The sequence below is a fragment of the Tolypothrix sp. PCC 7712 genome (assembly GCF_025860405.1).
GTDB lineage: Bacteria > Cyanobacteriota > Cyanobacteriia > Cyanobacteriales > Nostocaceae > Aulosira > Aulosira diplosiphon.
In genome coordinates this window covers 4449301-4471442 of sequence record NZ_CP063785.1, presented here as the reverse complement: position 1 = coordinate 4471442, position 22142 = coordinate 4449301, and the positions used below count along the sequence as shown (strand labels likewise).

The window sequence follows — 22142 nt, the reverse complement described above, 5'->3', positions numbered from 1 at the left end:
TTCTTAATTTACTTATTTGCCATCTGATATTAGGAATTCACTTACTTATTACAGAAATTTTATTGTAGCAAAAATTATTGCAGATTTGCCGAAATTTTCTCAGGCTAATTGATACATAAGTTTTTTAAGGTAAAGGTTAGTAACCATACTGAAAAACAAAGTGTAGAATATGGCTCGTCAAAAAAGAAGCTCGAAAGTATTAGAAAGAGCTGTGCGTCGTGCGGCTAGCATGAACTCCATCGATCCAAATTTAGATGTCGGCAATGGACTGACTTTACCTGGCTTTCGCAGTCTCATTGAGAGAATGCAAACTCAAGAATATGCATACAACACAGCCCTTTCTAACTTGGATGGGTTATACCGGGAAATGCTACAAATCGAGCAAGAATTAGGAGACATGACAGAGCTGATACTATTGGGAGTAGCCACAAAATTTGGCAAAAGCAGTGTCGAGTATGGCCAAGCTGGAGGAGTACCGAAAAACCAGCGCCGCCGGCTAACAAAAAGTGAGTCTTCAGCTACTAATTCTCAGCCTACGTCATTGATTGCGAGTGTGAATAACAACGGCAATGGCAAAACACCAGCAGCGAAAAATTAAGCTGTTTTGCACTCAAAATCGGTTTTGGGGAAAAGGGCGGGCGTTGTACAAATACCTCGCGCCCTCATCCCCTAACCCCTTCTCCCCGAGGAGAAGGGGAACTAAATCTCTTGCTCCCCTCTCCCTGTGGGAGAGGGGCTGGGGGTGAGGGCGAAACCTTGCACAAGAGCGGGTTTCACGTTCAGTTGACACCAATGCATCTTGCCTGCCCTCATTTTGTATAAAAAATATCACTTATAGTCAAATCATATTTGCAACCGATAAATTCTTTGGAGAGGCACGCATCTGCAATTCTTCTTTTGTTACCTTCGGTAGAGAATAATTGCAAACCCCTATGTTTACATCTATTTTCAACAAGAGAATTTAGATGACAAAGGAGATATGCGTTCGCCCTTGGCGTTGGCGCAGCCATCGCTCAATTCATCAGAAGTCGGCGGGAAACTCCATCCTTTGTGGGTGCGTAGGGTGCGCGCCCCGCCGACTTGGGGCATTGGGGAGGCAGTGCGTTGGACGGGTTTCCCGGCTTAAAGCAACTGCCGTCATTGGGCATTGGTAACTCTTTGCTATGCCCTATGCCCTATTCCCCATGCCCAAAAACTCCATCCCCTTGTGGGTGGAGTTTTTTATTTACTGTGGTTTTTATTCTCAACAATATGCAATATATTTATTGAATAATTGTAAAATTTCGCACAAAAATTTAACTCAATAAATTCTTAGCTTTTTATCTATCAAATAACCTCTAATTGCAGATAAGATTACCGACATACACATTGTGTTCCACGTTTTTAACTAATCCAATTAAGTGTAATTACATAAATAAAATTATCCATGTTAATCTCCCACTACTCAATTTTGATTCTGGAAGATTCTCCAGAAGATAGGGCTTTATACCGTAGTTACTTAAAACAGGATACAACTGCCACCTATGATGTAGTTGAGGTGGAGACAGGATTAGAAGCATGGAGCTACCTAGGGCAGAACCAGCCAGATTTAATACTAATAGACTATCGATTGCCAGATATAGATGGCTTAGAATTGCTCAACAAGTTACGGCTAAAATTTGATATTTTCCAACTACCAGCAATGATGTTAACAGGGCTCTTAGATAGTGCGATCGCAGCCCAAGCCATCAAAAGTGGTGCTTGTGACTATTTAATCAAGGAAAAACTTACCCAAACTGGATTCTGCCGTGCCATTCATACCGTATTAGAGAAAACTCAACTCAAGCGGCAGATTCAGATGCAGGAGCAACAAAAACTGTTGTTAGCACAAATGCTACTCCGCATCCGTCAGTTTTTACGCTTAGAGAAAATTTTAGCAACAGCCGTGCAAGAGGTGCGAGAATTTCTGGGAGCAGATCGGGTAATTGTCTACCAGTTTGACTGTGAGAACAATGGCAAAATCTCTGCTGAATCAGTACTACCCCCGTGGAAAAGTGCTCTCAACCACCATATCAACGACCCTTGCTTTCGAGAAAGTCAGATACTAGCCTATGGTGATGGCAAAATTAGAGCAATTTCTGATATTCATGATGCTGAATTCACAGCTTGCCATATCGAATTATTAGAGCAATTAGCAGTTAAAGCTAATCTGGTTGTACCCATTTTGCTGAATACAGAAGCACAAAACCAGGGAGATCCGACAAATCAACTTTGGGGGTTACTAATTGCTCATCAGTGTAGTAATACTCGCCAGTGGCAAACAAATGAACTAGATTTACTTCAGCAACTGGCTGTGCAGCTAGCTGTAGGCATCCAACAAGCAGAACTGTATGAAAAACTGCAAAATCTCAACAAATCTTTAGAACAAAAGGTAAAAGAGCGAACAGAGCAATTGCAAGCGAGCGAACAAAGATTTCGGGCTATTTTCAATCATAGTTTTCAATTTGCAGGGCTATTAACAACTGCAGGAATTGTACTTGAGGTCAACCAAACAGCTTTAGATTTTCGGGGATTGCAATTAGAAGATGTGATCAATCGCCCCTTGTGGGAAATCAACTGGTTGACAGTTGCTCCTACAGAAGAGAACAATTTAAAGCAAGCGATCGCACTTGCCGCCCAAGGTGAATTTATCCGCTACGAAGTAGAAATTTTGAATGCAGATAATCAAATAGTCACCATAGACTTTTCTATTCGTCCGGTGAAAGATGAATCAGGAAAAGTAATTATGTTAATTCCTGAAGGACGAGATATTAGCGAACACAAAAAAGCACAAAAGGCACTCCAAGAAAACCAAATTCTCTTGCAAGTCGTCATGGATAGCCTACCCATAGCTATCTTTTGGAAAGATAGAAACTGCCGCTACATGGGATGCAACCGCCAATTACTTTTAGATAGCGGACATTCATCTATTCAAGAAATTATTGGCAAAACAGACTTTGAGATGGTATGGCGAGAGCAAGCAGCACTTTATCAAGCAGATGATCGCCTCGTCATGGAATCTGGTCAGCCTAAATTTAATATTGAAGAACCATTAACCAAAGTTGGTAATCTTCACAGATGGTTACGCACTAATAAAATACCATTACACAACGCTGAGGGTGAAATTATTGGCGTTGTCGCCAGCTATGAAGACATTACAGAACGCAAGGAAATTGAGCAAGCATTACAAGAAAGCGAACGACGCTACGCCACCCTAGCCGCATCCGCCCCCGTTGGCATTTACCGTGCAGATGCTCAAGGAAATTGTTTGTATGTCAATGAACGCTGGTGTCAGGAAACAGGCTTAACTCGCCAAGAAGCTTTAGGGTGCGGATGGCTAGTAGCTTTGCACCCAGAAGATAGAGAATTAGTTGAGTCCCAATGGCATCGCCTGATTCAAACAGGCGAAAGGTTGTGTTTAGAATATCGGTTTGTGCAACTTGATGGCAGTGAAACTTGGGTATTTGGGCAAGCTGTACCCGAAACAGATCCAGAGGGAAAGGTGATTGGTTATCTCGGCACAATTACTAATATCACTCCCAGCAAACAAGCAGAAGTAGCTTTGCGCCGCAGCCAACAACTTTATCGCACCCTAGTAGATAACTTTCCTAATGGTACAGTGGCGCTATTTGATCATGACCTGCGCTACTTACTAATAGGAGGCTTAGAACTTGCTAGATCAGGTTTGAGCAAAGCAACAATGGAAGGAAAAACAATTTGGGAAATCTTTCCTCCGGAAGTATGTGAAACATTTGTGCCGCTATTTCAAAAAGCACTAGCTGGGGAATCTGCGATCGCAGAAGTTCCCGATCAAGATAAATTTTACCTCATACATCATATTCCGGTGCGAGATGAACAGGGTAATGTCATTGCGGGTATCGTCATGACGCAAAACATCACCGAACGCAAAAAATCTGAGAATGCACTGCGGGATAGTGAAGAGAAATTCCGTCAGTTTGCCGAAAACAGCCGCCAAGTCATGTTATTACGTCAGGTTGACTCGGGAGAGTTACTTTATGCCAACCTGACTTATGAGCAAGTCTGGGGGCGACCCAGAGAAAGCTTGTATGCAAATCCTGACTCCTGGATGGCTGCAATGCACCCAGATGATGTACCGCGCATTGCTGCTGCCTATGAAACCGCAAGAGGCAAGGGATTCTTTAGTGAAGAGTACCGCATCATTCGCCCGGATGGCTCAATTCGGTGGGTTTGGGGCAGATGCTTTCCCATCAAAGATATGGCTGGGAATATTTATCGTATTGGAGCCATTGGGGAAGATATTACAGAGCGTAAACAAACAGAACAAGAGCGCGATCGCCTGCTAGAAATTTTAGAACAACAAAATCAAACTTTAGAAGAAGAAGTTACCCAGCGTACCGCCGAATTACGAGCTATTATTGATGCGATTCCCGACTATTTATTTGTCATAGATCGTCAGGACATGCGAATTATTTATTGTAACGATAGTTTTGCTCAAGAATTATTTCAGCAACCTCATGAGCAAATAGAAGGAAAAACTTTATTTGAACTGTTTCCAGACCAAAAATTAGAATATTTTGTCCAGAAAAATCAGCAAGTATTTAACTCGGGAAAATTGTTACGCATCCAAGAAACTCTGAATTTTTTAGGTAGAATTAATACTTTTGATACTATTAAAGTTCCCTTAAAACGTGACAATGGAGAAGTGTATGCCCTGGTAGGTACAGCCAGAAATATTACTGCCATCAAACAATTAGAATTGGAACTTCAGCACAGCAAAGAACGCTTTCAGAACCTTGTAGAGACATCTAGTGATTGTGTATGGGAAACAAATGAGTTTGGTTATTACACCTATGTGAGTCCGCAAATTATCAATCTTTTAGGATATTCTCCAGAGGAATTTATCGGCAAAACTCCATTTGATTTAATGCCACAAGCAGAAGCACAAAGAGTATCCCAGGAGTTAATAAAATTTATCTCTCTACAAGTTCCTTTTCAATGTTTAGAAAACACTAATTACCATAAAGATGGACGCTTAGTGACTTTAGAAACGAGCGGAGTTCCTATTTTTGATGCCAACAAAGAATTTCGCGGTTATCGCGGCATGGATCGCGATGTCACTGCACGCAAACTAGCAGAAGCTCAACTCTACCTCACAAACGAACAACTTGCTACTTCCAATACCGAACTCGCCCGTGCTACCCGCCTCAAAGATGAATTTCTGGCCAACATGAGTCATGAGCTACGCACCCCCCTCAATGCCATTTTGGGTATGTCGGAAGTGTTGCAAGACGAGATATTAGGCACAATTAATGATAGGCAAAGGCAGAGTTTGCAAACCATTGAACGCAGTGGAGAACATCTATTAGAATTAATTAACGACATCTTAGACTTATCTAAAATTGAAGCAGGGCAGCTACAATTAGAATATGCTCCCATAGCTATGCGTAAACTTTGCGAATCCAGTTTAGCGTTCATTAAACAACAAGCCGGACAAAAACGCATTCAGTTAGAAGTAAAAATTCCGCCACAACTACCAAAACTGTTGCTCGATGAACGACGCATCCGCCAAGTTTTGATTAACCTCCTCAATAATGCTGTAAAATTCACACCAGAAGGCGGGCGAATTACCTTAGAAGTGAGTCGTCAACAACTCATCCCAGAAGTAGAAAATATATCCCTCACAAGTTTCATTCGCATTGCCATCATTGATACAGGTATTGGGATTGCCCCAGAAAATATCAAAAAATTATTTAAACCCTTCATCCAAATTGATAGTGCTTTAAACCGTCAATACACTGGTACAGGATTAGGACTAGCGCTCGCCAAGCGGATTGTAGAATTACATAGCGGTAAAGTAGGGGTGAGTAGTGAACTAGGTGTAGGAAGTTGCTTTACTGTTGATTTACCCTGTAGCAATCTCTGGGAATCTTCTTTTGAGCCAGTAAACTCATCACCTGAGCTAAATTCCACCTGTGAAGAAACTGTAGTAGATTCACCCCTAATTTTATTAGTAGAAGATAACGAAGCTAATGTTTTGACAATTTCTAGTTATTTACAGGCAAAAGGATACAAGATAATTTTGGCGAATAATGGTCAAGATGCGATCGCTCTCACTAAAACCAGACTTCCTGACTTAATTTTGATGGATATTCAAATGCCAGGAATGGATGGCATAGATGCAATCAAGCAAATCCGACTAGAGCAAAACTTCGTCAATATTCCCATCATTGCCCTCACAGCTTTAGCCATGCCAGGCGATAGAGAAAAATGTCTAGCCGCCGGCGCAAACGACTATATCCCCAAACCCATCAAACTCAATCAACTAACAACCAGAATTCAAAAATTGTTAGAAGTAAAAGACTAAGTAGCTCAGGGTTAAAAATTATCGCTATGACAAGGCAGGAGGCAGGAGGCAGGAGGGAAGAGGATTATAGCTTTGTTTACCTTTCTTAACTTAGTTTTGTTTTTTCCCACTGACTTACTTAAAACAGATTTGGGTGTTTGTCATTTGTCATTTGTCATTTGTCATTTGTTTTTTTTTCTGATAAACAATTACCCATTACCCATTAACCATTACCCATTAACCATTACCCATTACCCAGTCCCCAGTCCCCAATCCCCTACCAATTACAATAAATTTCAATCCCCCGACTTTTCATAATTTCCAAAAACAAATCTGTAGGTAATGCCTCTTCTACAGGTGAAACTCCTGGCTTTTTCAATTTACCTTCTAGTAGCAATTGCGCGATACTACCTGTACCACAACCAGAAGCTAAAGCAGTATTTTCATGGACTAAATCTGCAAAATAAACGGCTGTTTTCCCATCTTTTTGCCCTGTAACTTCAGCGCGTACTGCTACCCCAATCCCAGTAAAAGGATTAGTCACATCTGTCATAAAATGACTGACATGAGATAGGAATTCAATCATGGCGCGACGCTGCATCAACCATTTCGGGAAAATATGTGCCGTTATCCAAGTCATGTGATTATAAAAATCGGGGACTGAACCAAATTTTGTAATTACAGTTTTCACAGAAGGGAAAGAATGGGGCATCGTAAAAGTTTCTGGCATATCAAACCAGTAAACTCCAGTACGTCCATAGGGTGATGCAAAATTAACAGTTTCTCTTTCACTGTATGGTTTAACTAATTGCCAATTGCCATCAATCCACGCTTCAAACTGATGCTGTAACCCTAAAAAAGTTGTTCGCATTACAGTGATACCAGCACCACCAGAACCAGATACTAAATAACTTAAGTGAATTTTTTCTGGTTGATCCAACTGCTCGACACACTGACGCACCATGCTGTTAGAAATACCAGGAAAAATCCCCGTATTAATAATCGCTGTGACATTAGCAGCCGCAGCCTGTTTATCCAAATTTAAAGCTTTACTAGTATAAGACCGATGGTCGCTGACATCTAAATAGTTGACACCTTTTTCTATGCAAATTTCCAGAACCTGAGTATCTCGGTAGTGAAAGGGGCCAGCACAATGGATAACTAAATCGGAATTTGCGATCGCTTCTTGCAGTCTATCAACTTCCGCTAAGTCCAACACCAAAAACTCTACCTCTGTCCCCAGATTCCAGTCCTGTTTGGTAGTTAGCCACCTCGCGTCTACATCCCCCTCATTTCCTGGCGAACGTCCGGTAATTGTAATTTTTGCTTGGGTGTGGGTGGCGATATCTTGAGCAACACTGCTACCAATTCTCCCCCTCCCTCCCAAAATTAAAACGCGGTTTGTCATGATTACTGCTGGGCAAAACTAGCTTTATTGCAACAATTTTCAGCCATGCTTGTCATCCGCAACAAGTTAGACATTGGAATGGGGAACTCGGGGCCCCCTCTGGGGATAAGGGGGAATGGGGAATGGGGAACTCGGGGCCCCCTCTGGGGATAAGGGGGAATGGGGACTGGGGACTGGGGACTGGGGAATGGGTAATGGGTAATGGGGAATGGAGAACAAACACCAAACACCAAACACTAAACATCGCCTATAAAAAAAGCTCAGTTGTCTAAATACAACTGAGCTTAGATTTAAATTACATCACTAACCGCGCAAAGACATTAAAACTGTGCATTCGTTGGAATTAGATTTACGCAGATACTTGGTCTAAGTTGATTTTGACGACTTTAGTTTTTTCTGCTTCTACTTTGGGCAGTGTTAAATGCAAAATTCCATTTTTATAATCTGCGGTAACGCTGGTGTTTTGCACTCTTGCAGGTAGAGGAATTAAACGTTGGAATTTACCATAGTAAAATTCACTTCTGGTAGTGCCTTTTTCTTCAGTTTTAGTTTCTTGCTTGCGTTCACCGCTAATGTAAACAGCTTTTTCTGTTACTTGCACATCCAGGTCTTTAGCTTCCATGCCTGGAAGTTCTAGCTTCAGCAGAATCGCATTTTCAGTTTCTTGTAATTCAGCCGCAGGAATTCTAACTCCGCCTCTTTCAACTCCAGCAGATGGAACTCTAGTTTCTTCAAAAAGTTCATTGAGTTGACGTTGTAGGGTGTCAATTTCTCTCCAGGGATTCCAACGAACTACTGTCATAACTTTTCCTCTTGAATAGTTTCTCTTTATTGGTTTATTTTGCGGTTCGCTTTTCGCTTACATATTCATATTATGAATAGTGACCATAACTGTAAATTCGGTTTTTATCACTCAATATTTGATGATTACCACACTCAATAAAACATCTTAAATAAGTACGGTATACTCGAATTTATATGTTCGGTAAACCAGAATCAGCTACATGATAATTAGGGTATTTCAGAACTGAAATGAACCTATTTTGCAAGCGATAATTTCCCAGTGTTTGTAGAGACGCGATTAATCGCGGTCAAGGGGCGATCGCACTAAATGAGGGACAATAATTGAGTGCTATTCAATCCTTGAGGAATAAATTCATCATGCATCGTCTGCTAAGAGCTTTCACGCCGCAACGCTTGCGGAGTATTACTTTGGCAATATTCTTAACTCTGATGATGAGTTTTATCCTTCCTACCATTTCTTGGGCTGCTGTTTCCGGTTTGGGAGTAAATAATGGTCTTCTGAGTTCTTGTCCAGCTTCCCCTAACTGTGTTGTCAGCCAAAATGCTGATACAAAACACGCCATTGACCCAATTCCCTATCATTTAGAACGGGATAAAGCGCGAGAAGTCTTAATCAAGGTTCTCGGTGTTGTTCCCCGCACAGAAATTGTCGAACAGACAGACAATTACATCCATGCTCTTTCTAAAAGCCGCATTTTTAAATTTGTTGATGATGTAGAGTTTTATCTACCTCCCAATGAGCCAGTAATTCATGTGCGTTCAGCGTCCCGTTTGGGCGATTCAGATTTGGGTGTCAACCGCAGGCGTGTAGAGCAAATTCGTCTAGCTTTGCGCGATTTAAATATTTAAATCAGGCATAGGGCATGGGGAAGAAACTACCTATGCCCTATGCCCCAAGCGGCGGGGCTGCTATCCCTCTCCACCTACAAGGGGATGGAGTTTCCCGCCGCTTTCAATGAATTCGTGTAGGGCGATGCTCACAACAGGCTACCCCTACGCAATTTGGATGCTATATATTAACTTATGCTACAAATTTCTCACAATATCATCATCCCCGATAGCGAAATCGAAATTAGCGCGATTCGCTCACAAGGAGCAGGCGGTCAAAACGTTAACAAGGTTGCAACGGCTATTCACTTACGCTTTGATATTGAGGCTTCATCATTACCGACTTACTATAAAGAGCAACTACTCAAACTCAACGACAAACGCATTAACCAAGAGGGAGTCGTTGTCATCAAAGCTCAAGAACACCGCAGCCAAGAGCAGAACCGAGAAGAAGCTTTGAATCGACTTCAAGAACTGATTAACAGTGTAGTTGTCATCAAGAAAAAACGCCGACCTACTAAACCAACGCGCAGTTCTCAAAAAAAACGCCTGGAAAGTAAAACTAAGCGAAAACTAATTAAATTAACCAGAAAACCAGTCCTTGAGTGAAGTTATGAGTGCTGAGTTCTGAGTGCTGAGTTCTGAATTCTGAGTAAAAATCCCAGTCCCCAATCCCCATTACCCCTTATCCCCAGAGGGGGCCCCGAGTTCCCCAATCCCCAATCCCCATTACCCCTTATCCCCAGAGGGGGCCCCGAGTTCCCCAATCCCCAGTCCCTAGTCCCCAGTCCCCAATCCCCAATCCCCAATCCCCATCCCCCATCCTCTTCGGATAACCGCCAATGGGAAAATGGGCTTTATGAGAATTTATTTTGTAAAGTAAAGATAAGTAAACAAATTTTTTTAATCTAAATGGTTGCTCTCACCTTAAAAGAAATTTCTGACCAGTTAGAAAGCCCCAATCTGCGCGATCGCATGGTAGCCTTGGCTAATCTGCGCGATGTTCCAGCAGAGGATGCTTTACCTTTAATTAAAAAGGTCTTGGATGATCAATCGCTGCAATTGCGCTCAATGGCAATATTTGCTTTAGGAATTAAGCAAACCCCAGAATCTTACCCACTTTTGGTAAAAATTCTAGAAAATGACCCAGATTATGGCATTCGTGCTGATGCTGCAGGCGCTTTAGGCTATTTGGGTGATGCGAGAGCCTTTGAGGTGCTGTCACGAGCTTTTTATGAGGATACAGATTGGTTAGTACGTTTTAGCGTAGCTGTTGCCTTGGGTAATATTAAAGACCCCCGCGCCCATGAGATCTTAATTAAAGCCTTAGACAGTGATGAAGTGATATTACATCAAGCTGCGATCGCGGCATTAGGAGAAATTAAAGATATTGAATCTGTAGATCTCATCTTACGCTTTGCTCAATCCGATGATTGGTTAGTGCGGCAACGTCTAGCAGAAGCTTTAGGTAATCTTCCCACTCCCAAGAGTATTTCCGCCTTGAAATACCTCGAAAAAGATAGCAATCCCAACGTTGCTGCGGCGGCAAGCTATTCCCTAAAACGACTTGAAGCCAATGAAGGGTGAAGGGTGAAAGGTAAAGGGTGAAAGGTGAAAGGTTTACCCCTGCGGGGAAGCAAGTTACGCGTAGCGTCTCCGCAGGAGAAGGATGAAGGATTGTAAAAATCCAAAATCCAAAATCCAAAATCCAAAATCCAAAATTGATAGACTTCAGACTTGTTTAGTAACGCCTCCTGCTACCTTTTAATAAGTGGGATTTTCGGCATTTTGATGCAGGGCAGTTTTAATGATGAATATAGAAGAGTTTTTGGAGTTGAGTGCTGGTAAATGGTTTTCTCATCGTACTAGTCACTTTGTAAGTATGCAAAAATCTGAAGGTAATAAATCAGATATTATCTTTGAGTTTTTGCCCGCAGACCATCCAGAGGTAATAAAACTGTGCGAACAGCACGAAGTTAACTCTAGCAAAGTTTCTTGTGGTGCTAAAGTTACTTGGAACGGTACTAAGGAAATTAAGGGAGAAAAATATAGTGGCTCTTCAGTGTTGGTTTTAGTACCAGATGAAGATAAATCGAATGAAGGTAAGTTACTCCACAAAATGAGTAATGGGGACAAATCCTTAGTCACTGGACGTTATAAGCTAGGCAGTGATGAAGCCCTAACCTTAACTACTGAGTCTGAAACCATGTGGTCTGAAGAACGCCTATGGTTTGCTAGCCCTAACTTACGGATGCGGGTAAGTGTTGTCAAAGCCAAAGACGGCTTTAGTATGGCTTCCTTCTCATCTGAGATTCGCATGGGTGGTGCGCCAGCCAGTGTGAAAGCGTCACAGGCGGCTAATTCGGTATCCAAGTAGGGATTGGGGATTGGGGAACTCGGGGCCCCCTCTGGGGATAAGGGGTAATGGGGATTGGGTAATGGGTAATGGGTTGATTCAGGACTCAGCACTGAGTGTTATGCGATCGCCTACAATACTCTCATTACTACTAACTCTTCCTATTCCCTTTCTCCACAAACCACTACCAGCACCCGAAAAAAAAGAATGAACCCAGAGAGATTGGCAAGACTGCAGGATTTATGCCGAGATGAAGCTTTATTTCAAAATATCCAGCAGATTTTCACAGAAGAAGTCCAATCCTTACACCAAGAAATTAATCAAGCCAATTTTCTGATTGAGCAGCAAAAAGCATTATTTCGTGTAATTACTCGCCTGCGGGAACCAATCGACTTAGAAACAATTTTTCAAGCTACAGCCACAGAGGTGCGTCAACTGTTGCTAGCAGATAGAGTGGGGATGTTTCGTTTCTATCCCGATTCTGGTTGGGATGATGGAGAATTTGTTTCGGAGGATGTAGACCCAGCTTTTCCGTCAGCGATGGCGCAAAGAATCCATGACCATTGCTTTGGGGAGCAGTTTGCAGTTCAATATCAGCAGGGAAGGGTGCAAGCAGTTGCGGATATTTACAATTGTGGGCTAAGTGATTGCCATATTCAGGTACTGGCGCAATTTCACATCAAAGCTAACTTAGTAGTACCTCTGTTACAAGGTAATAACCTCTGGGGATTACTGTGTGTACATCAATGTCGTACTTCCCGAACATGGCACAATACAGAAATTGAGTTTGCTACCCAAATTGCCAATCATCTAGCAGTGGCTTTACAGCACGCCGAACTATTAGCCGATGTCCAAGCAGAAGTCGAAGAACGCCAGCAAGCTGAACAAGCAGTTCGTAGCCTCAACCAAGGATTGCAACGAGCAATTATTGAACTACAAGCAGTAAATAGGGAATTAGAGGCTTTTAGTTACTCAGTTTCCCATGACCTACGTGCCCCATTACGTAGTATTGATGGCTTCAGCCAAGCCCTATTGGAAGACTACGAAGGAGAATTGGATGATACAGCCCAAGACTACCTCCGGCGCATTCGGTCAGCTACTCAGCGCATGGGGCAATTAATTGATGATTTGCTGAACTTATCCCGGTTGATGCGTAGTGAGATGCAGTTGGAATTTGTGGATTTAAGTGCATTAGCTAGGCAAATCTGCACAGAAATGCAAGAAAGGCATCCAAGACAACAGGTTGAGTACATCATTCAACCGGGGCTGATGGCTCGAGGAGATAGCCGACTGTTGCAGATGTTATTGACAAACTTACTAGATAATGCATGGAAATTCACTAGCAAGCACACTCAAGCCAAAATTGAGGTTGGCGCTATCACTCAAGCAAGTGGCATTCCCGTTTACTTTATTCGCGATGATGGTGCTGGCTTTGATATGGCTTACGCCAACAAATTATTTAGCCCCTTTCAACGGCTACACAGAATAGATGAATTTCCTGGCACAGGCATTGGGCTGGCCATAGTGCAACGCATTGTACATCGGCATGGTGGCCGGGTGTGGGCAGAAGGAATTGTCGAACAGGGCGCTACTTTTTACTTTACATTAGTAGCAGAGGAGGTGGGTGGATGAGCATAAGCAATAAGATGATTCTGTTGGTGGAAGATAATCCTGATGACGAAGCTTTAGCTATTCGGGCACTCAGGCGCAATCACATCAGCAATGAGATAGTAGTAGCTCGTGATGGAGTAGAAGCGCTAGATTATCTATTTGGGACTGGAATTCATGCTGGTCGAAATATTAACATTAAACCGACTGTGATTTTGTTAGATCTCAAGCTACCCCGCGTTGATGGTATGGAAGTATTGCGTCGCTTGCGAGAAGACAAACGCACTAGCTTATTACCTGTAGTAATTCTCACCACTTCTAGCGAAGAACAAGATTTAGTGAAAAGTTATAGTTTGGGTTGCAACAGTTATATTCGCAAACCTGTAGATTTTCTCCAGTTTACAGAAGCAGTCCGGCAACTTGGAATGTACTGGCTCCTAATGAACGAGACACCGCCTGTTTAGGAAGTCAGTGACAATGAAACCCCACCTGCGTGTTCTAATTGTTGAAGATTCTGAAGATGATACTCTCCTAGTTTTAAGAGAGTTGCGTCGGGGTGGATACCATGTTGAATATGTGCGTGTTGATACCGCAGCCTCTATGCTGGCCGCCCTTAATCAAAAATTATGGGATATCATCATTGCAGATTACAGCCTACCTGCCTTTAGTGGTTTAGCAGCCCTAGAACTCCTACAAAGCCAAAAGCTAGATTTACCATTTATTATTGTGTCCGGCACAATTGGCGAGGATATTGCGGTTGCGGCCATGAAAGCTGGGGCGCACGACTATATAATCAAGGGTAATATGGCCCGCCTAGTGCCTGCGGTAGAGCGAGAGTTGCGAGAGGCACAGGAAAGATATAAAAGGCATAGTGCAGAACAGGCTTTTCGAGAAAGTGAAGACCGCTTCCGCACGCTTTGTGCTTCGGCTCCTCTGGCTATCTTTCAAACTGATGCCCAAGGGCACCTGATATATAGCAATCCGTTATGGTATGACATTTCCGGCTTCAGCGAACAGCAGAGCGTAGGCTATGGCTGGATTCAAGCCGTTCACCCAGAAGATAGAGCTGAAGTTTCTCAGGATTGGCAAAGAACAGTCTTAGAACAAAGTACTTGGGTTGACGAGTATAGGCTACTTACCCCCCAAGATGAAATTCGCTGGGTGCGGGCGTTAGCTAGCCCAATGTATTCTACAGAAAGACGATTCTTAGGCCATGTCGGTACATTTGAAGATATTACCGATCGCAAACAATCAGCACAAAAGATCTATGAACAAGCAGCTTTATTGGATATATCCATAGATGCGATCGCAGTTTGTAACCTGAACAATCATATCCTCTTCTGGAATAAAGGTGCAGAAAGGCTTTACGGATGGACGACAGCAGAAATTCTCGGCACAAATGCTACTTTCCTTTTAAGGAAAAATCCTGAGCCTTCATTATCATTCTCAGAAATCCAGGCAATCTTAGCCACAGAAGGTAAATGGCAAGGTGAACTGCAGCAAGTCACCAAAGATGGCAAAGACATCATCGTAGAAAGTCGCTGGACGCTGATGCGTGATGAAGCTGGTAACCCCAAGTCTATTCTCAAAGTCAGTACCGATATCACCCAAAAAAAGCAACTAGAGGCGCAATTTCTCCGCACTCAACGCCTTGAAAGCTTGGGTAGCCTCGCTAGCGGTATTGCTCATGATTTCAACAACATTCTCACGCCCATCTTGGCAACTGCTCAACTATTACCCGCAAAATTTCCCGATTTAGATGAAAATAGTCAGCAACTACTAGAGATATTGGAAAGTAGTGCAAGGCGAGGTGCTGATTTAGTGCAGCAAATTCTCTCCTTTACTCGCGGAGTGGAAGGAAGCCGCACACTGGTGCAAGTCAGACATTTGCTCTCAGATATCGCGCAGGTTGCTCACAGAACCTTTCCCAAATCTATTGAAACCAAAACTGATATCAATCCTAATCTGTGGACAGTTTTTGCCGATGCCACACAACTGCATCAAGTACTGATGAATCTATGCGTGAATGCCCGTGATGCCATGCCCGATGGTGGTATTCTCAGCATTACTGCCGAAAACCTGTGGATTGATGAAAATTATGCTCAAATGTATGGGAATTCCGAAGCGGGTTTTTATGTTGTCATCACTATTGCTGATACAGGAACAGGTATTCCCTCAGAAATTATTAACCACATCTTTGAGCCATTTTTTACTACCAAAGAAGTCGGAAAAGGCACAGGTTTAGGGCTTTCTACGGTCATGAGCATTATTAAAAGCCACAATGGTTTTGTCAGTGTACACAGTGAAGTAGGACAGGGAAGCAGTTTTAAAGTTTACTTACCTAGTAGAGAAGCCACAGAAACCAATACAGTCACCAATACAAACCTACCAAGTGGAAATAACGAATTAATTTTGGTAGTAGATGACGAAGTTTCCATTTGCGAGATTGCTAAAACTACCTTAGAAACCCATAATTACAGAGTTTTAACCGCTAGCGATGGCATTGGAGCTTTAGCACTTTATGCCCAGTATATAGATGACATCAGCGTGGTGTTAATAGATATGATGATGCCCGTCATGGATGGTTCACAAACGATACAGATGTTACAGCGCATGAATCCAGATGTGCAAATTATTGCTATGAGTGGACTAATGGCCTATGAGCCACATGAGCAAAAACAGCTCCTTGGTATCCGAGAATTCTTAGCCAAACCTTTTACAGCGCAGGTTTTATTGAATACTTTGCATGAGGTAATGTTGGAAATTGGGTAATGGGGATTGGGGATTGGGGATTGGGGATTGGGGAACTCGGGGCCCCCTCTGGGGATAAGGGGTAATGGGGATTGGGGAACTCGGGGCCCCCTCTGGGGATAAGGGGTAATGGGGACTGGGGACTGGGAAAAAGCAGGGGGGAAAAATAACAAATACCAAATACCAAATACCAAATACCAATTACCCATTACCCAAATGACCAAACACCAAACCCAAAATTATTCAAATTCATCAATTGTGGCAGGGATATGAGGTTTTTGTCGGCTAGCGATATGTTTTTCATACCACTTCATTAAGGGAGTGGAGGTAATTCCATGCAAAATTACAGAGACAACAATTGTGGTGTAAGTTATCCAAGAAATTTGTTCAGCAGGTTCACCTTTTACGCCATTACCAAATGCATAGGCAAGATAATATAAAGAACCAACTCCACGAATACCAAACCAACCCAATAACCAGCGAGTTCCAGAATGTAAAGTGCGGCGAGGGGAATCTAAAGGACGTTTACCTATGGTACTAATCCAAACTCCTATGGGTCGGATGACGAAAAATAATAACACTATTACCATTAAAGATTGGAACGCATAATTGAGCATTGGTTGTACCAGCAATATCGTTCCCAATATTAAAATCGTGCCTACTTCTAAGAGCTTTTCTAATTTTTCTATAAATCCCAATTGGGCTAGAGGTTTTTCTGGATCTTGGTAACTGCGTTGAGCAACTAAACCAGCCACAAATACTGCTAAAAATCCATAGCCATTAACAATTTCTGTTAAAGAATAAGTCAGAAAAATTATACTAATAGCGATAAAGTCTTCCATCAATTCATCGGCGCGGCGGCGGGTTTGGACTTTTTTATCAATCCAAACTACTGCTTTGGCAACAATAATTCCCATGAATATACCAGATGCGATCGCCCAAATGACATCGACTAATAACCAACTCTTTAACCAGTTATCCCAATTACTATCTTTGATGGCATAAATGCCAAAATAAACGAAGGGAAAGGCTAAAGCATCATTTAACCCACCTTCGGAAGTTAAACCAAAGCGTAACTCATCTTGGTCATTGACATCTGTTAGCTGAACTTCTGAGGCTAATACTGGGTCAGTTGGTGCGAGAATTGCTGCTAATAAAATCGCTTCTCCCCAATTCATCCCCAAAAAAAATTTGCTCACAGCAGCCAAAGCAAAAATAGAAATTGGCATCAAAAATCCAATTAGGCGGGCTGTAATATCCCAAATTCCTAATTTTAGTGGTCGGATTATTTTTAATCCGCAACTAAATACAGAAATAATCACTACAAGTTCTGTGATGCGTTCTAGAAATTCCGCATTAAATACATCATCTCGCCGCAATTGAATCAGTCCAAAGCCATAAGGCCCTAAGAAAATACCAACCACTAGATAGATGAGAGCAAAGGAAAGAGGTAGACGCGAAATCCAGCCAGAACCTAATGTAACTATGAGCAAAAGTAGACCAATGACCAATAGGTCAAGAATATAAGTGTCTACCATAGATAATATGTATCAAAAATGAGTTTTTCCTTGCCAGTCTAGTAGTATTATCTATCGCTATTAATCATCCCTAGGGTGATTCTATGGGTATGATTTTACGTTCAATGGTAGATCAGCAGCGTTGGCGGATGCCGTACTCTCACTGCTAACGCATCCTACAAACATAGATGAGTCAGCCGAGAAATCACAAGTACCAAACACCCAACACTCGACGCAATATCAACTTCATCCGAAATACATAATTAAAGTGTTGTATGTAAATTATATTGCAGATAAGTGTATTGCTAACTAATTACTGAAAATAGTATTTTTAATCTAAACTCAGCAATTAGCATTTTTTAGCCAGTAGCACTATTACTTTTGCTGCTATCAATAAAACTCCATATTTGGCTATAGATGCATAGGGCTTTTAGCAATATGCATCTATGTCATGGAATTTATTACAGAAAATATCCTTTTAAGATTCATTACTATATGACTACTCTCACTCAAACTGCTACTACACCAAACATTAAAGTACAAAATTCAGAGATTCTGAATTATCCTGACTTAATGCAAGTTTATTTTTTTCAAGCAGTAATTGAGAACTTAGAAGATGGAATTTTAATTTTAAATGAGACGGGTGAACTATTACACGCCAACGCATCTGCCGACCAAATTTGTTTGCAGTTGAATCTAGAAAATTGCCACGAAAAATTTATTCATCCAGTCATCCAGCATTTGTGCCAATCTTTAATTGACAGTCGCAGTTTTACAGATAATCAAGGGCTGATACTGTCAGATGAAATTGTATTTAATCAAACTACAGTTTTTCGGATTCGGGTGAGATGGTTAAATTTAAATAGTATGCAGATGCCTTATTTCTTAGTTACGATTGAGAATCAATATCAATCTCTTAAAAATATTGCGATCGCAGAAGTGAAAAAATATGATTTGACACCGAGAGAAGCAGAAATTTGGTCTCTTTATCGAGGAAAATATAGCTATAAAGATATTGCTACGAAGTTGTATATCACTGTGAATACTGTCAAGAAGCACATGAAGAATATCCATGCTAAAAGACAGGCATTTTTGGAAATGCAACATTAGTTATAAAAGTTGAAATTTTGGATTGACCCTAAGGATCAATCCGCTTGTTTAGCAATTTAGAAATGAGGATGTTGCATTGATGCCACTAATAAATTAGGATATTGAACCCTGAATTAGCAGTTAGTCAGTAATTCAAAATATCAATATTTTTGGAGGCTAAACATATAATTAATCCTAACTAATATTTTGCATAATTATGAATTTGGCATTTGCTATTGTTGAGGATTAATGAATTTGTCTTTAGCGAGGTTTGGCAGAATTTTGGATAGTTAATAATCGATTGTAAATTTTCAGTTTTAAGTTTTCGTCGCTTTGGATATTGACAGTAATTTGGTTGAAACGTGTAATAGTCAACCCATTATCTTCAACTATTTTTTGAGAGCGAGTACAGTAATTTACTGCAACATCTTGCGCTTTTTTTGGCAGACCACTGATAGTTTTGGAGTCATTACAAATTATCTTAGGAATTTCACTTCCACCGATAATTTTTTTAATTTCGTCAAAGGCTTGTTGACGAGCCGGTTCCATTGCTAGTACGGCTTGAGCATAATTATTAACCTCATCATTATTTACTGGTTGAGGACTTTGAGCATTAACTTTACCACTTACTATTAAAACGCTGGCGACTAAACTAGCAGTGGCGATCGCACTGTAAGACAGACTTTGAGAAAGCATTTTTTGCCAGCTTACTGGGAAACAGAAATCAGCAATGTTTTTCATACGGTGTATGACACAGAACTAGAGTAGCAATACGATAATGACTGTGAATTATTTTAGAAGTAAGAAGTTCCAGAAAGTTCTTAATCCATTAAATTTTTATATTTATGCTCTACTTCCTCTAGCCACTTGACAAAGTTCTATCACCTTTGTCTGCAGTGTTGTAATATCTGAATATCCTTGCTTGAGACTAACTTCTAAGTCTAGGAGCAGAGGTAAAATCGAGATGAGTTGCTGTACAGAAAGGAATTTGACTTCCTGTTGTAAAAAGTAAATACGTTTGGGGTTACCGATTTCTGCAGCTTTCGCAATCTCTTGGGGATTGCGCTCACCGCTTTCCATCATAATTTTTACCCATAGCCAGGTGCGAAATTGACCAATCAAGGTAGCTACTATGCGTAAACCAGGCTCGGAAGCATTGATTAAATCGCTTAAGGTGGCTAAGGCTTGAGCTGTATCGCCATTTCTGATGGCTGCTGCTAATTGTAAACTATTTTGCGTAGTATTTCTGACTAACTTGGTAACACTATCTACATCTAGAGGCTGATTGCTAGCCGCACCATAGAGCCGCAATTTCTCCATTTCATTGTAGAGGAGGCGGGTATCGTTGCCTACGGATTCTGCAATCACTTCCATCGCCTTAGCTGTGAGTTTAACACCTGTGCTATGAGCAGCTTGATGTACTGCTTGTACGAGTAACTCTGTTTTCCAGGGGGGAATCAGGGGAAATTCTCGAAACTCAGTAGCTTGTTGTTTTAAAAATTTCGTCGATTTTAAACGTTCATCGGGTTTGTTGCGACTGGTGAGCAATAAAAATGAATTTTCGGGAATCACAGGTAAGGTGCGCGTTAGTTCAGCCAACACATTATCTGGACAATGCTGACACAGAGTAGTATTTACTAGCCAGACTAACCTTCCACCAGCGCCAAAACTGGGTGTCATCACTTCATTTAATCCCTGAATCACCGCATCAGCTTGATCTGGAAGCAAGGAACTGTAGTTAAAACTTGTCCATAGGGGATCGAGGATGCGATCGCATAATGCAGCCACCGCCTTTTCTATGGCAAAATCATCTTCACCCCAGTAAACGTAAATTGGCATGGAAAAGCCTCAGTTCTCCTCTTGTTTCAAGGTATCACTGAATTGGGGATTGGGGATTGGGGAACTCGGGGCCCCCTCTGGGGATAAGGGGTAATGGGGATTGGGGACTGGGGGATTTATAGATATGTTGTTTTGTTGTTTTTTCTCGAAGTTTTAGACAAAATACCCTCAGCAGATTTTTTTAATTTAGAGAAGAAGCGATAAACCTTACGAACAGCATCTAGTAAAAAATAGGGAATTTTCAGCCGTAATGGGGCGAGGATGGGGCGATATAACCAATAGTATGCTCTTTTGAGGTTATCCCATTTGGCACATTTATCTTCATGAAGAAAGTCGGAAATATCTACAACTAATCCTCTTCCTTCATACATCATCACGTTTCGCCCATGTACATCATGGGGATATAATCCCCGCATCCGCGCATACTCTAAAGCTTCATCGATATCTTGGATTACTTGCTTAGGGATACGCAATCCGCGTTGAATAGCATCATAAAGAGTCACCCCATATAACCGCTTCAAAATTAAAAGACCATCTTTAGCATATAAACATTCCGAGTAAGCTGGATGAGAACCTAAACGGTGGTAAACTTCTACCTCTTCTTCAAAACCAGGCCGTCCAGGTGCATAAATTTTGACAACCCAGTTGGGGTAATCTGGGTGATAGACTACCGCAGCGTAATTTCCTGCTCCCACTTTTTCCCAAGGATAGGGAAGATAGCTGATTTTTACTGGATCGTGGGGAGCTATACTTTCAATCTGTAATTTAGGAATTAACTCTTGGTGAACAGTCTCTATCAGCCTATCTATGAGCGCTCTATCCATACTTATCCCCGTGAGCGGAGTTCAACTGTCCGGGATTATACATTATATTGCTGACGCTCAGATTGTCTGCATCACGCGATCGCGCTCCTTGTTACAGCAATAATATAAATTGCAAAAATAACAATATTAATAAATTAAAATTAGTAAATATACTGATAATTGTCTTTGTTAGCAGATGAGAGAAAAAATGCGATCGCAACATGAATCACAGGTTTTTTCTGCTGTAATTCAAAATTACAGGATGGCGGGAGCATACCTGATTGCAACCTCTACTGTGATTTTTTCTCCAACAGCTAAGGGAGAAGTTATTCCCTGGGACAACATCAAGTTTTTGCAACTTTCACCCTGCGGCTCATTTTTTGAGAGTTCTTACAATGTCAAAAAAGAGACTTATGACGATTGGGTAATGAGCAATCATCAATCTAGCTTATTGAGTCCATTGCTGATTAACGATCAACTCACGCTCATTTCTGAACAACAGTGTCAGCAACTTTGTAATAATTATGATTATCGGTGGTCTGTTTTTTATTGGTTGACTCGACCAGGGTTTTCTGTTGATTTTTCCCAAGCATTAATTCAAATATACGCCCATTGTCCCGCCGGGCCTCCTCAGTATGGCAGCATAGTTTATCTGGAAAGAATAAAAGATGTATGGGAAGTTAAGTCATCTTTTGGGTTATATAATCAATAACTTGATGAATGCGATCACCTCACGAACAAATAATACCAATTGGAAAAAAGAATGCGACAGATTGTAGGGGCACGGCACGCCGTA

General features: G+C 41.5%; 19 protein-coding genes. 13 read left to right on the top strand and 6 right to left on the bottom strand.

The genetic code is table 11. The features are described from left to right. Positions 1–169 precede the first annotated feature (169 nt). The 3 genes from HGR01_RS18485 to HGR01_RS18475 all read left to right on the top strand — a co-directional run bounded on the left by HGR01_RS18485 (position 170) and on the right by HGR01_RS18475 (position 6364). The gene (locus tag HGR01_RS18485; protein ID WP_045867503.1) at positions 170–598 is read left to right on the top strand and encodes a hypothetical protein; all 429 of its coding nucleotides are present in this window, start codon (positions 170–172) and stop codon (positions 596–598) included. A 381-nt stretch (positions 599–979) separates the two neighbouring features. Continuing rightward, positions 980–1126, top strand: a complete 147-nt coding sequence (locus HGR01_RS18480; RefSeq protein WP_155538897.1) for a hypothetical protein — start codon at positions 980–982, stop codon at positions 1124–1126. A gap of 300 nt (positions 1127–1426) precedes the next feature. After that, positions 1427–6364 carry a PAS domain S-box protein gene (locus HGR01_RS18475; RefSeq protein WP_052335024.1) on the top strand — a complete coding sequence of 1646 codons (4938 nt, stop codon included), beginning with the start codon at positions 1427–1429 and terminating at the stop codon, positions 6362–6364. A gap of 256 nt (positions 6365–6620) precedes the next feature. On the opposite strand, the gene HGR01_RS18470 is transcribed toward HGR01_RS18475, so the two are convergent. Next, positions 6621–7751: a saccharopine dehydrogenase family protein gene (locus HGR01_RS18470; protein WP_045867502.1), complete on the bottom strand. Its 1131-nt coding sequence runs from the start codon at positions 7749–7751 to the stop codon at positions 6621–6623. 349 nt (positions 7752–8100) lie between these two features. Continuing rightward, on the bottom strand, positions 8101–8553 hold the full coding sequence (locus HGR01_RS18465) for an Hsp20/alpha crystallin family protein (RefSeq protein ID WP_045867501.1): 453 nt from the start codon (positions 8551–8553) through the stop codon (positions 8101–8103). Between the two features lie 359 nt (positions 8554–8912). On the opposite strand from HGR01_RS18465, the gene HGR01_RS18460 reads away from it, so the two are divergent. The 8 genes from HGR01_RS18460 to HGR01_RS18425 all read left to right on the top strand — a co-directional run bounded on the left by HGR01_RS18460 (position 8913) and on the right by HGR01_RS18425 (position 16119). Next, positions 8913–9404, top strand: coding sequence for a DUF1499 domain-containing protein (locus HGR01_RS18460; protein WP_045867500.1), 492 nt, complete (start codon positions 8913–8915; stop codon positions 9402–9404). Positions 9405–9578: 174 nt separating this feature from the next. Next, positions 9579–9992, top strand: a complete 414-nt coding sequence (arfB, locus tag HGR01_RS18455; RefSeq protein ID WP_045867499.1) for an alternative ribosome rescue aminoacyl-tRNA hydrolase ArfB — start codon at positions 9579–9581, stop codon at positions 9990–9992. A gap of 303 nt (positions 9993–10295) precedes the next feature. After that, the gene (locus tag HGR01_RS18450) at positions 10296–10970 is read left to right on the top strand and encodes a HEAT repeat domain-containing protein (RefSeq protein ID WP_045867498.1); all 675 of its coding nucleotides are present in this window, start codon (positions 10296–10298) and stop codon (positions 10968–10970) included. A 223-nt stretch (positions 10971–11193) separates the two neighbouring features. Then, entirely contained in the window at positions 11194–11760 is a 567-nt protein-coding gene (locus HGR01_RS18445) for a phycobiliprotein lyase (protein ID WP_045867497.1), read from the top strand. 61 nt (positions 11761–11821) lie between these two features. After that, positions 11822–11950: a hypothetical protein gene (locus tag HGR01_RS18440; protein ID WP_255325125.1), complete on the top strand. Its 129-nt coding sequence runs from the start codon at positions 11822–11824 to the stop codon at positions 11948–11950. Beyond that, entirely contained in the window at positions 11947–13371 is a 1425-nt protein-coding gene (locus tag HGR01_RS18435) for a GAF domain-containing protein (RefSeq protein WP_045867496.1), read from the top strand. Before HGR01_RS18440 ends, HGR01_RS18435 begins: the two co-directional genes overlap by 4 nt. Beyond that, positions 13368–13811: a response regulator gene (locus tag HGR01_RS18430; RefSeq protein WP_045867495.1), complete on the top strand. Its 444-nt coding sequence runs from the start codon at positions 13368–13370 to the stop codon at positions 13809–13811. Before HGR01_RS18435 ends, HGR01_RS18430 begins: the two co-directional genes overlap by 4 nt. Positions 13812–13824: 13 nt before the next feature. Next, entirely contained in the window at positions 13825–16119 is a 2295-nt protein-coding gene (locus tag HGR01_RS18425; RefSeq protein ID WP_045867494.1) for a PAS domain S-box protein, read from the top strand. A 218-nt stretch (positions 16120–16337) separates the two neighbouring features. On the opposite strand, the gene HGR01_RS18420 is transcribed toward HGR01_RS18425, so the two are convergent. After that, entirely contained in the window at positions 16338–17636 is a 1299-nt protein-coding gene (locus HGR01_RS18420) for a cation:proton antiporter (RefSeq protein ID WP_045867493.1), read from the bottom strand. Between the two features lie 474 nt (positions 17637–18110). Here HGR01_RS18420 and HGR01_RS18415 point away from each other — a divergent pair, with 474 nt between their 5' ends. Further along, positions 18111–18725 (top strand): helix-turn-helix transcriptional regulator, encoded by a 615-nt coding sequence (locus HGR01_RS18415; RefSeq protein ID WP_096621640.1) that lies wholly within the window; start codon positions 18111–18113, stop codon positions 18723–18725. 240 nt (positions 18726–18965) lie between these two features. On the opposite strand, the gene HGR01_RS18410 is transcribed toward HGR01_RS18415, so the two are convergent. The 3 genes from HGR01_RS18410 to HGR01_RS18400 form a co-directional block, all read right to left on the bottom strand. Beyond that, positions 18966–19445, bottom strand: coding sequence for a DUF4168 domain-containing protein (locus HGR01_RS18410; RefSeq protein ID WP_045867492.1), 480 nt, complete (start codon positions 19443–19445; stop codon positions 18966–18968). Positions 19446–19547: 102 nt separating this feature from the next. Then, the gene (gene holA, locus HGR01_RS18405) at positions 19548–20543 is read right to left on the bottom strand and encodes a DNA polymerase III subunit delta (protein ID WP_045867491.1); all 996 of its coding nucleotides are present in this window, start codon (positions 20541–20543) and stop codon (positions 19548–19550) included. Between the two features lie 116 nt (positions 20544–20659). Continuing rightward, positions 20660–21367, bottom strand: coding sequence for a hypothetical protein (locus HGR01_RS18400; RefSeq protein ID WP_045867490.1), 708 nt, complete (start codon positions 21365–21367; stop codon positions 20660–20662). A 175-nt stretch (positions 21368–21542) separates the two neighbouring features. Between HGR01_RS18400 and HGR01_RS18395 the strand changes: the two genes are divergently transcribed. Next, a complete protein-coding gene (locus HGR01_RS18395; RefSeq protein ID WP_168160921.1) occupies positions 21543–22058 on the top strand; it encodes a hypothetical protein in 516 nt (171 codons plus the stop codon). Positions 22059–22142 lie beyond the last annotated feature (84 nt).

What these genes read in the sequence shown, in the direction of transcription:
- HGR01_RS18485 (WP_045867503.1), top strand. Translation starts at nt 170, where the DNA reads ATGGCTCGTCAAAAAAGAAGCTCGAAAGTATTAGAAAGAGCTGTGCGT.
- HGR01_RS18480 (WP_155538897.1), top strand. Translation starts at nt 980, where the DNA reads ATGCGTTCGCCCTTGGCGTTGGCGCAGCCATCGCTCAATTCATCAGAA.
- HGR01_RS18475 (WP_052335024.1), top strand. Translation starts at nt 1,427, where the DNA reads ATGTTAATCTCCCACTACTCAATTTTGATTCTGGAAGATTCTCCAGAA.
- HGR01_RS18470 (WP_045867502.1), bottom strand. Translation starts at nt 7,751, where the DNA reads ATGACAAACCGCGTTTTAATTTTGGGAGGGAGGGGGAGAATTGGTAGC.
- HGR01_RS18465 (WP_045867501.1), bottom strand. Translation starts at nt 8,553, where the DNA reads ATGACAGTAGTTCGTTGGAATCCCTGGAGAGAAATTGACACCCTACAA.
- HGR01_RS18460 (WP_045867500.1), top strand. Translation starts at nt 8,913, where the DNA reads ATGCATCGTCTGCTAAGAGCTTTCACGCCGCAACGCTTGCGGAGTATT.
- arfB (WP_045867499.1), top strand. Translation starts at nt 9,579, where the DNA reads ATGCTACAAATTTCTCACAATATCATCATCCCCGATAGCGAAATCGAA.
- HGR01_RS18450 (WP_045867498.1), top strand. Translation starts at nt 10,296, where the DNA reads ATGGTTGCTCTCACCTTAAAAGAAATTTCTGACCAGTTAGAAAGCCCC.
- HGR01_RS18445 (WP_045867497.1), top strand. Translation starts at nt 11,194, where the DNA reads ATGAATATAGAAGAGTTTTTGGAGTTGAGTGCTGGTAAATGGTTTTCT.
- HGR01_RS18440 (WP_255325125.1), top strand. Translation starts at nt 11,822, where the DNA reads ATGGGTAATGGGTTGATTCAGGACTCAGCACTGAGTGTTATGCGATCG.
- HGR01_RS18435 (WP_045867496.1), top strand. Translation starts at nt 11,947, where the DNA reads ATGAACCCAGAGAGATTGGCAAGACTGCAGGATTTATGCCGAGATGAA.
- HGR01_RS18430 (WP_045867495.1), top strand. Translation starts at nt 13,368, where the DNA reads ATGAGCATAAGCAATAAGATGATTCTGTTGGTGGAAGATAATCCTGAT.
- HGR01_RS18425 (WP_045867494.1), top strand. Translation starts at nt 13,825, where the DNA reads ATGAAACCCCACCTGCGTGTTCTAATTGTTGAAGATTCTGAAGATGAT.
- HGR01_RS18420 (WP_045867493.1), bottom strand. Translation starts at nt 17,636, where the DNA reads ATGGTAGACACTTATATTCTTGACCTATTGGTCATTGGTCTACTTTTG.
- HGR01_RS18415 (WP_096621640.1), top strand. Translation starts at nt 18,111, where the DNA reads ATGACTACTCTCACTCAAACTGCTACTACACCAAACATTAAAGTACAA.
- HGR01_RS18410 (WP_045867492.1), bottom strand. Translation starts at nt 19,445, where the DNA reads ATGAAAAACATTGCTGATTTCTGTTTCCCAGTAAGCTGGCAAAAAATG.
- holA (WP_045867491.1), bottom strand. Translation starts at nt 20,543, where the DNA reads ATGCCAATTTACGTTTACTGGGGTGAAGATGATTTTGCCATAGAAAAG.
- HGR01_RS18400 (WP_045867490.1), bottom strand. Translation starts at nt 21,367, where the DNA reads ATGGATAGAGCGCTCATAGATAGGCTGATAGAGACTGTTCACCAAGAG.
- HGR01_RS18395 (WP_168160921.1), top strand. Translation starts at nt 21,543, where the DNA reads ATGAGAGAAAAAATGCGATCGCAACATGAATCACAGGTTTTTTCTGCT.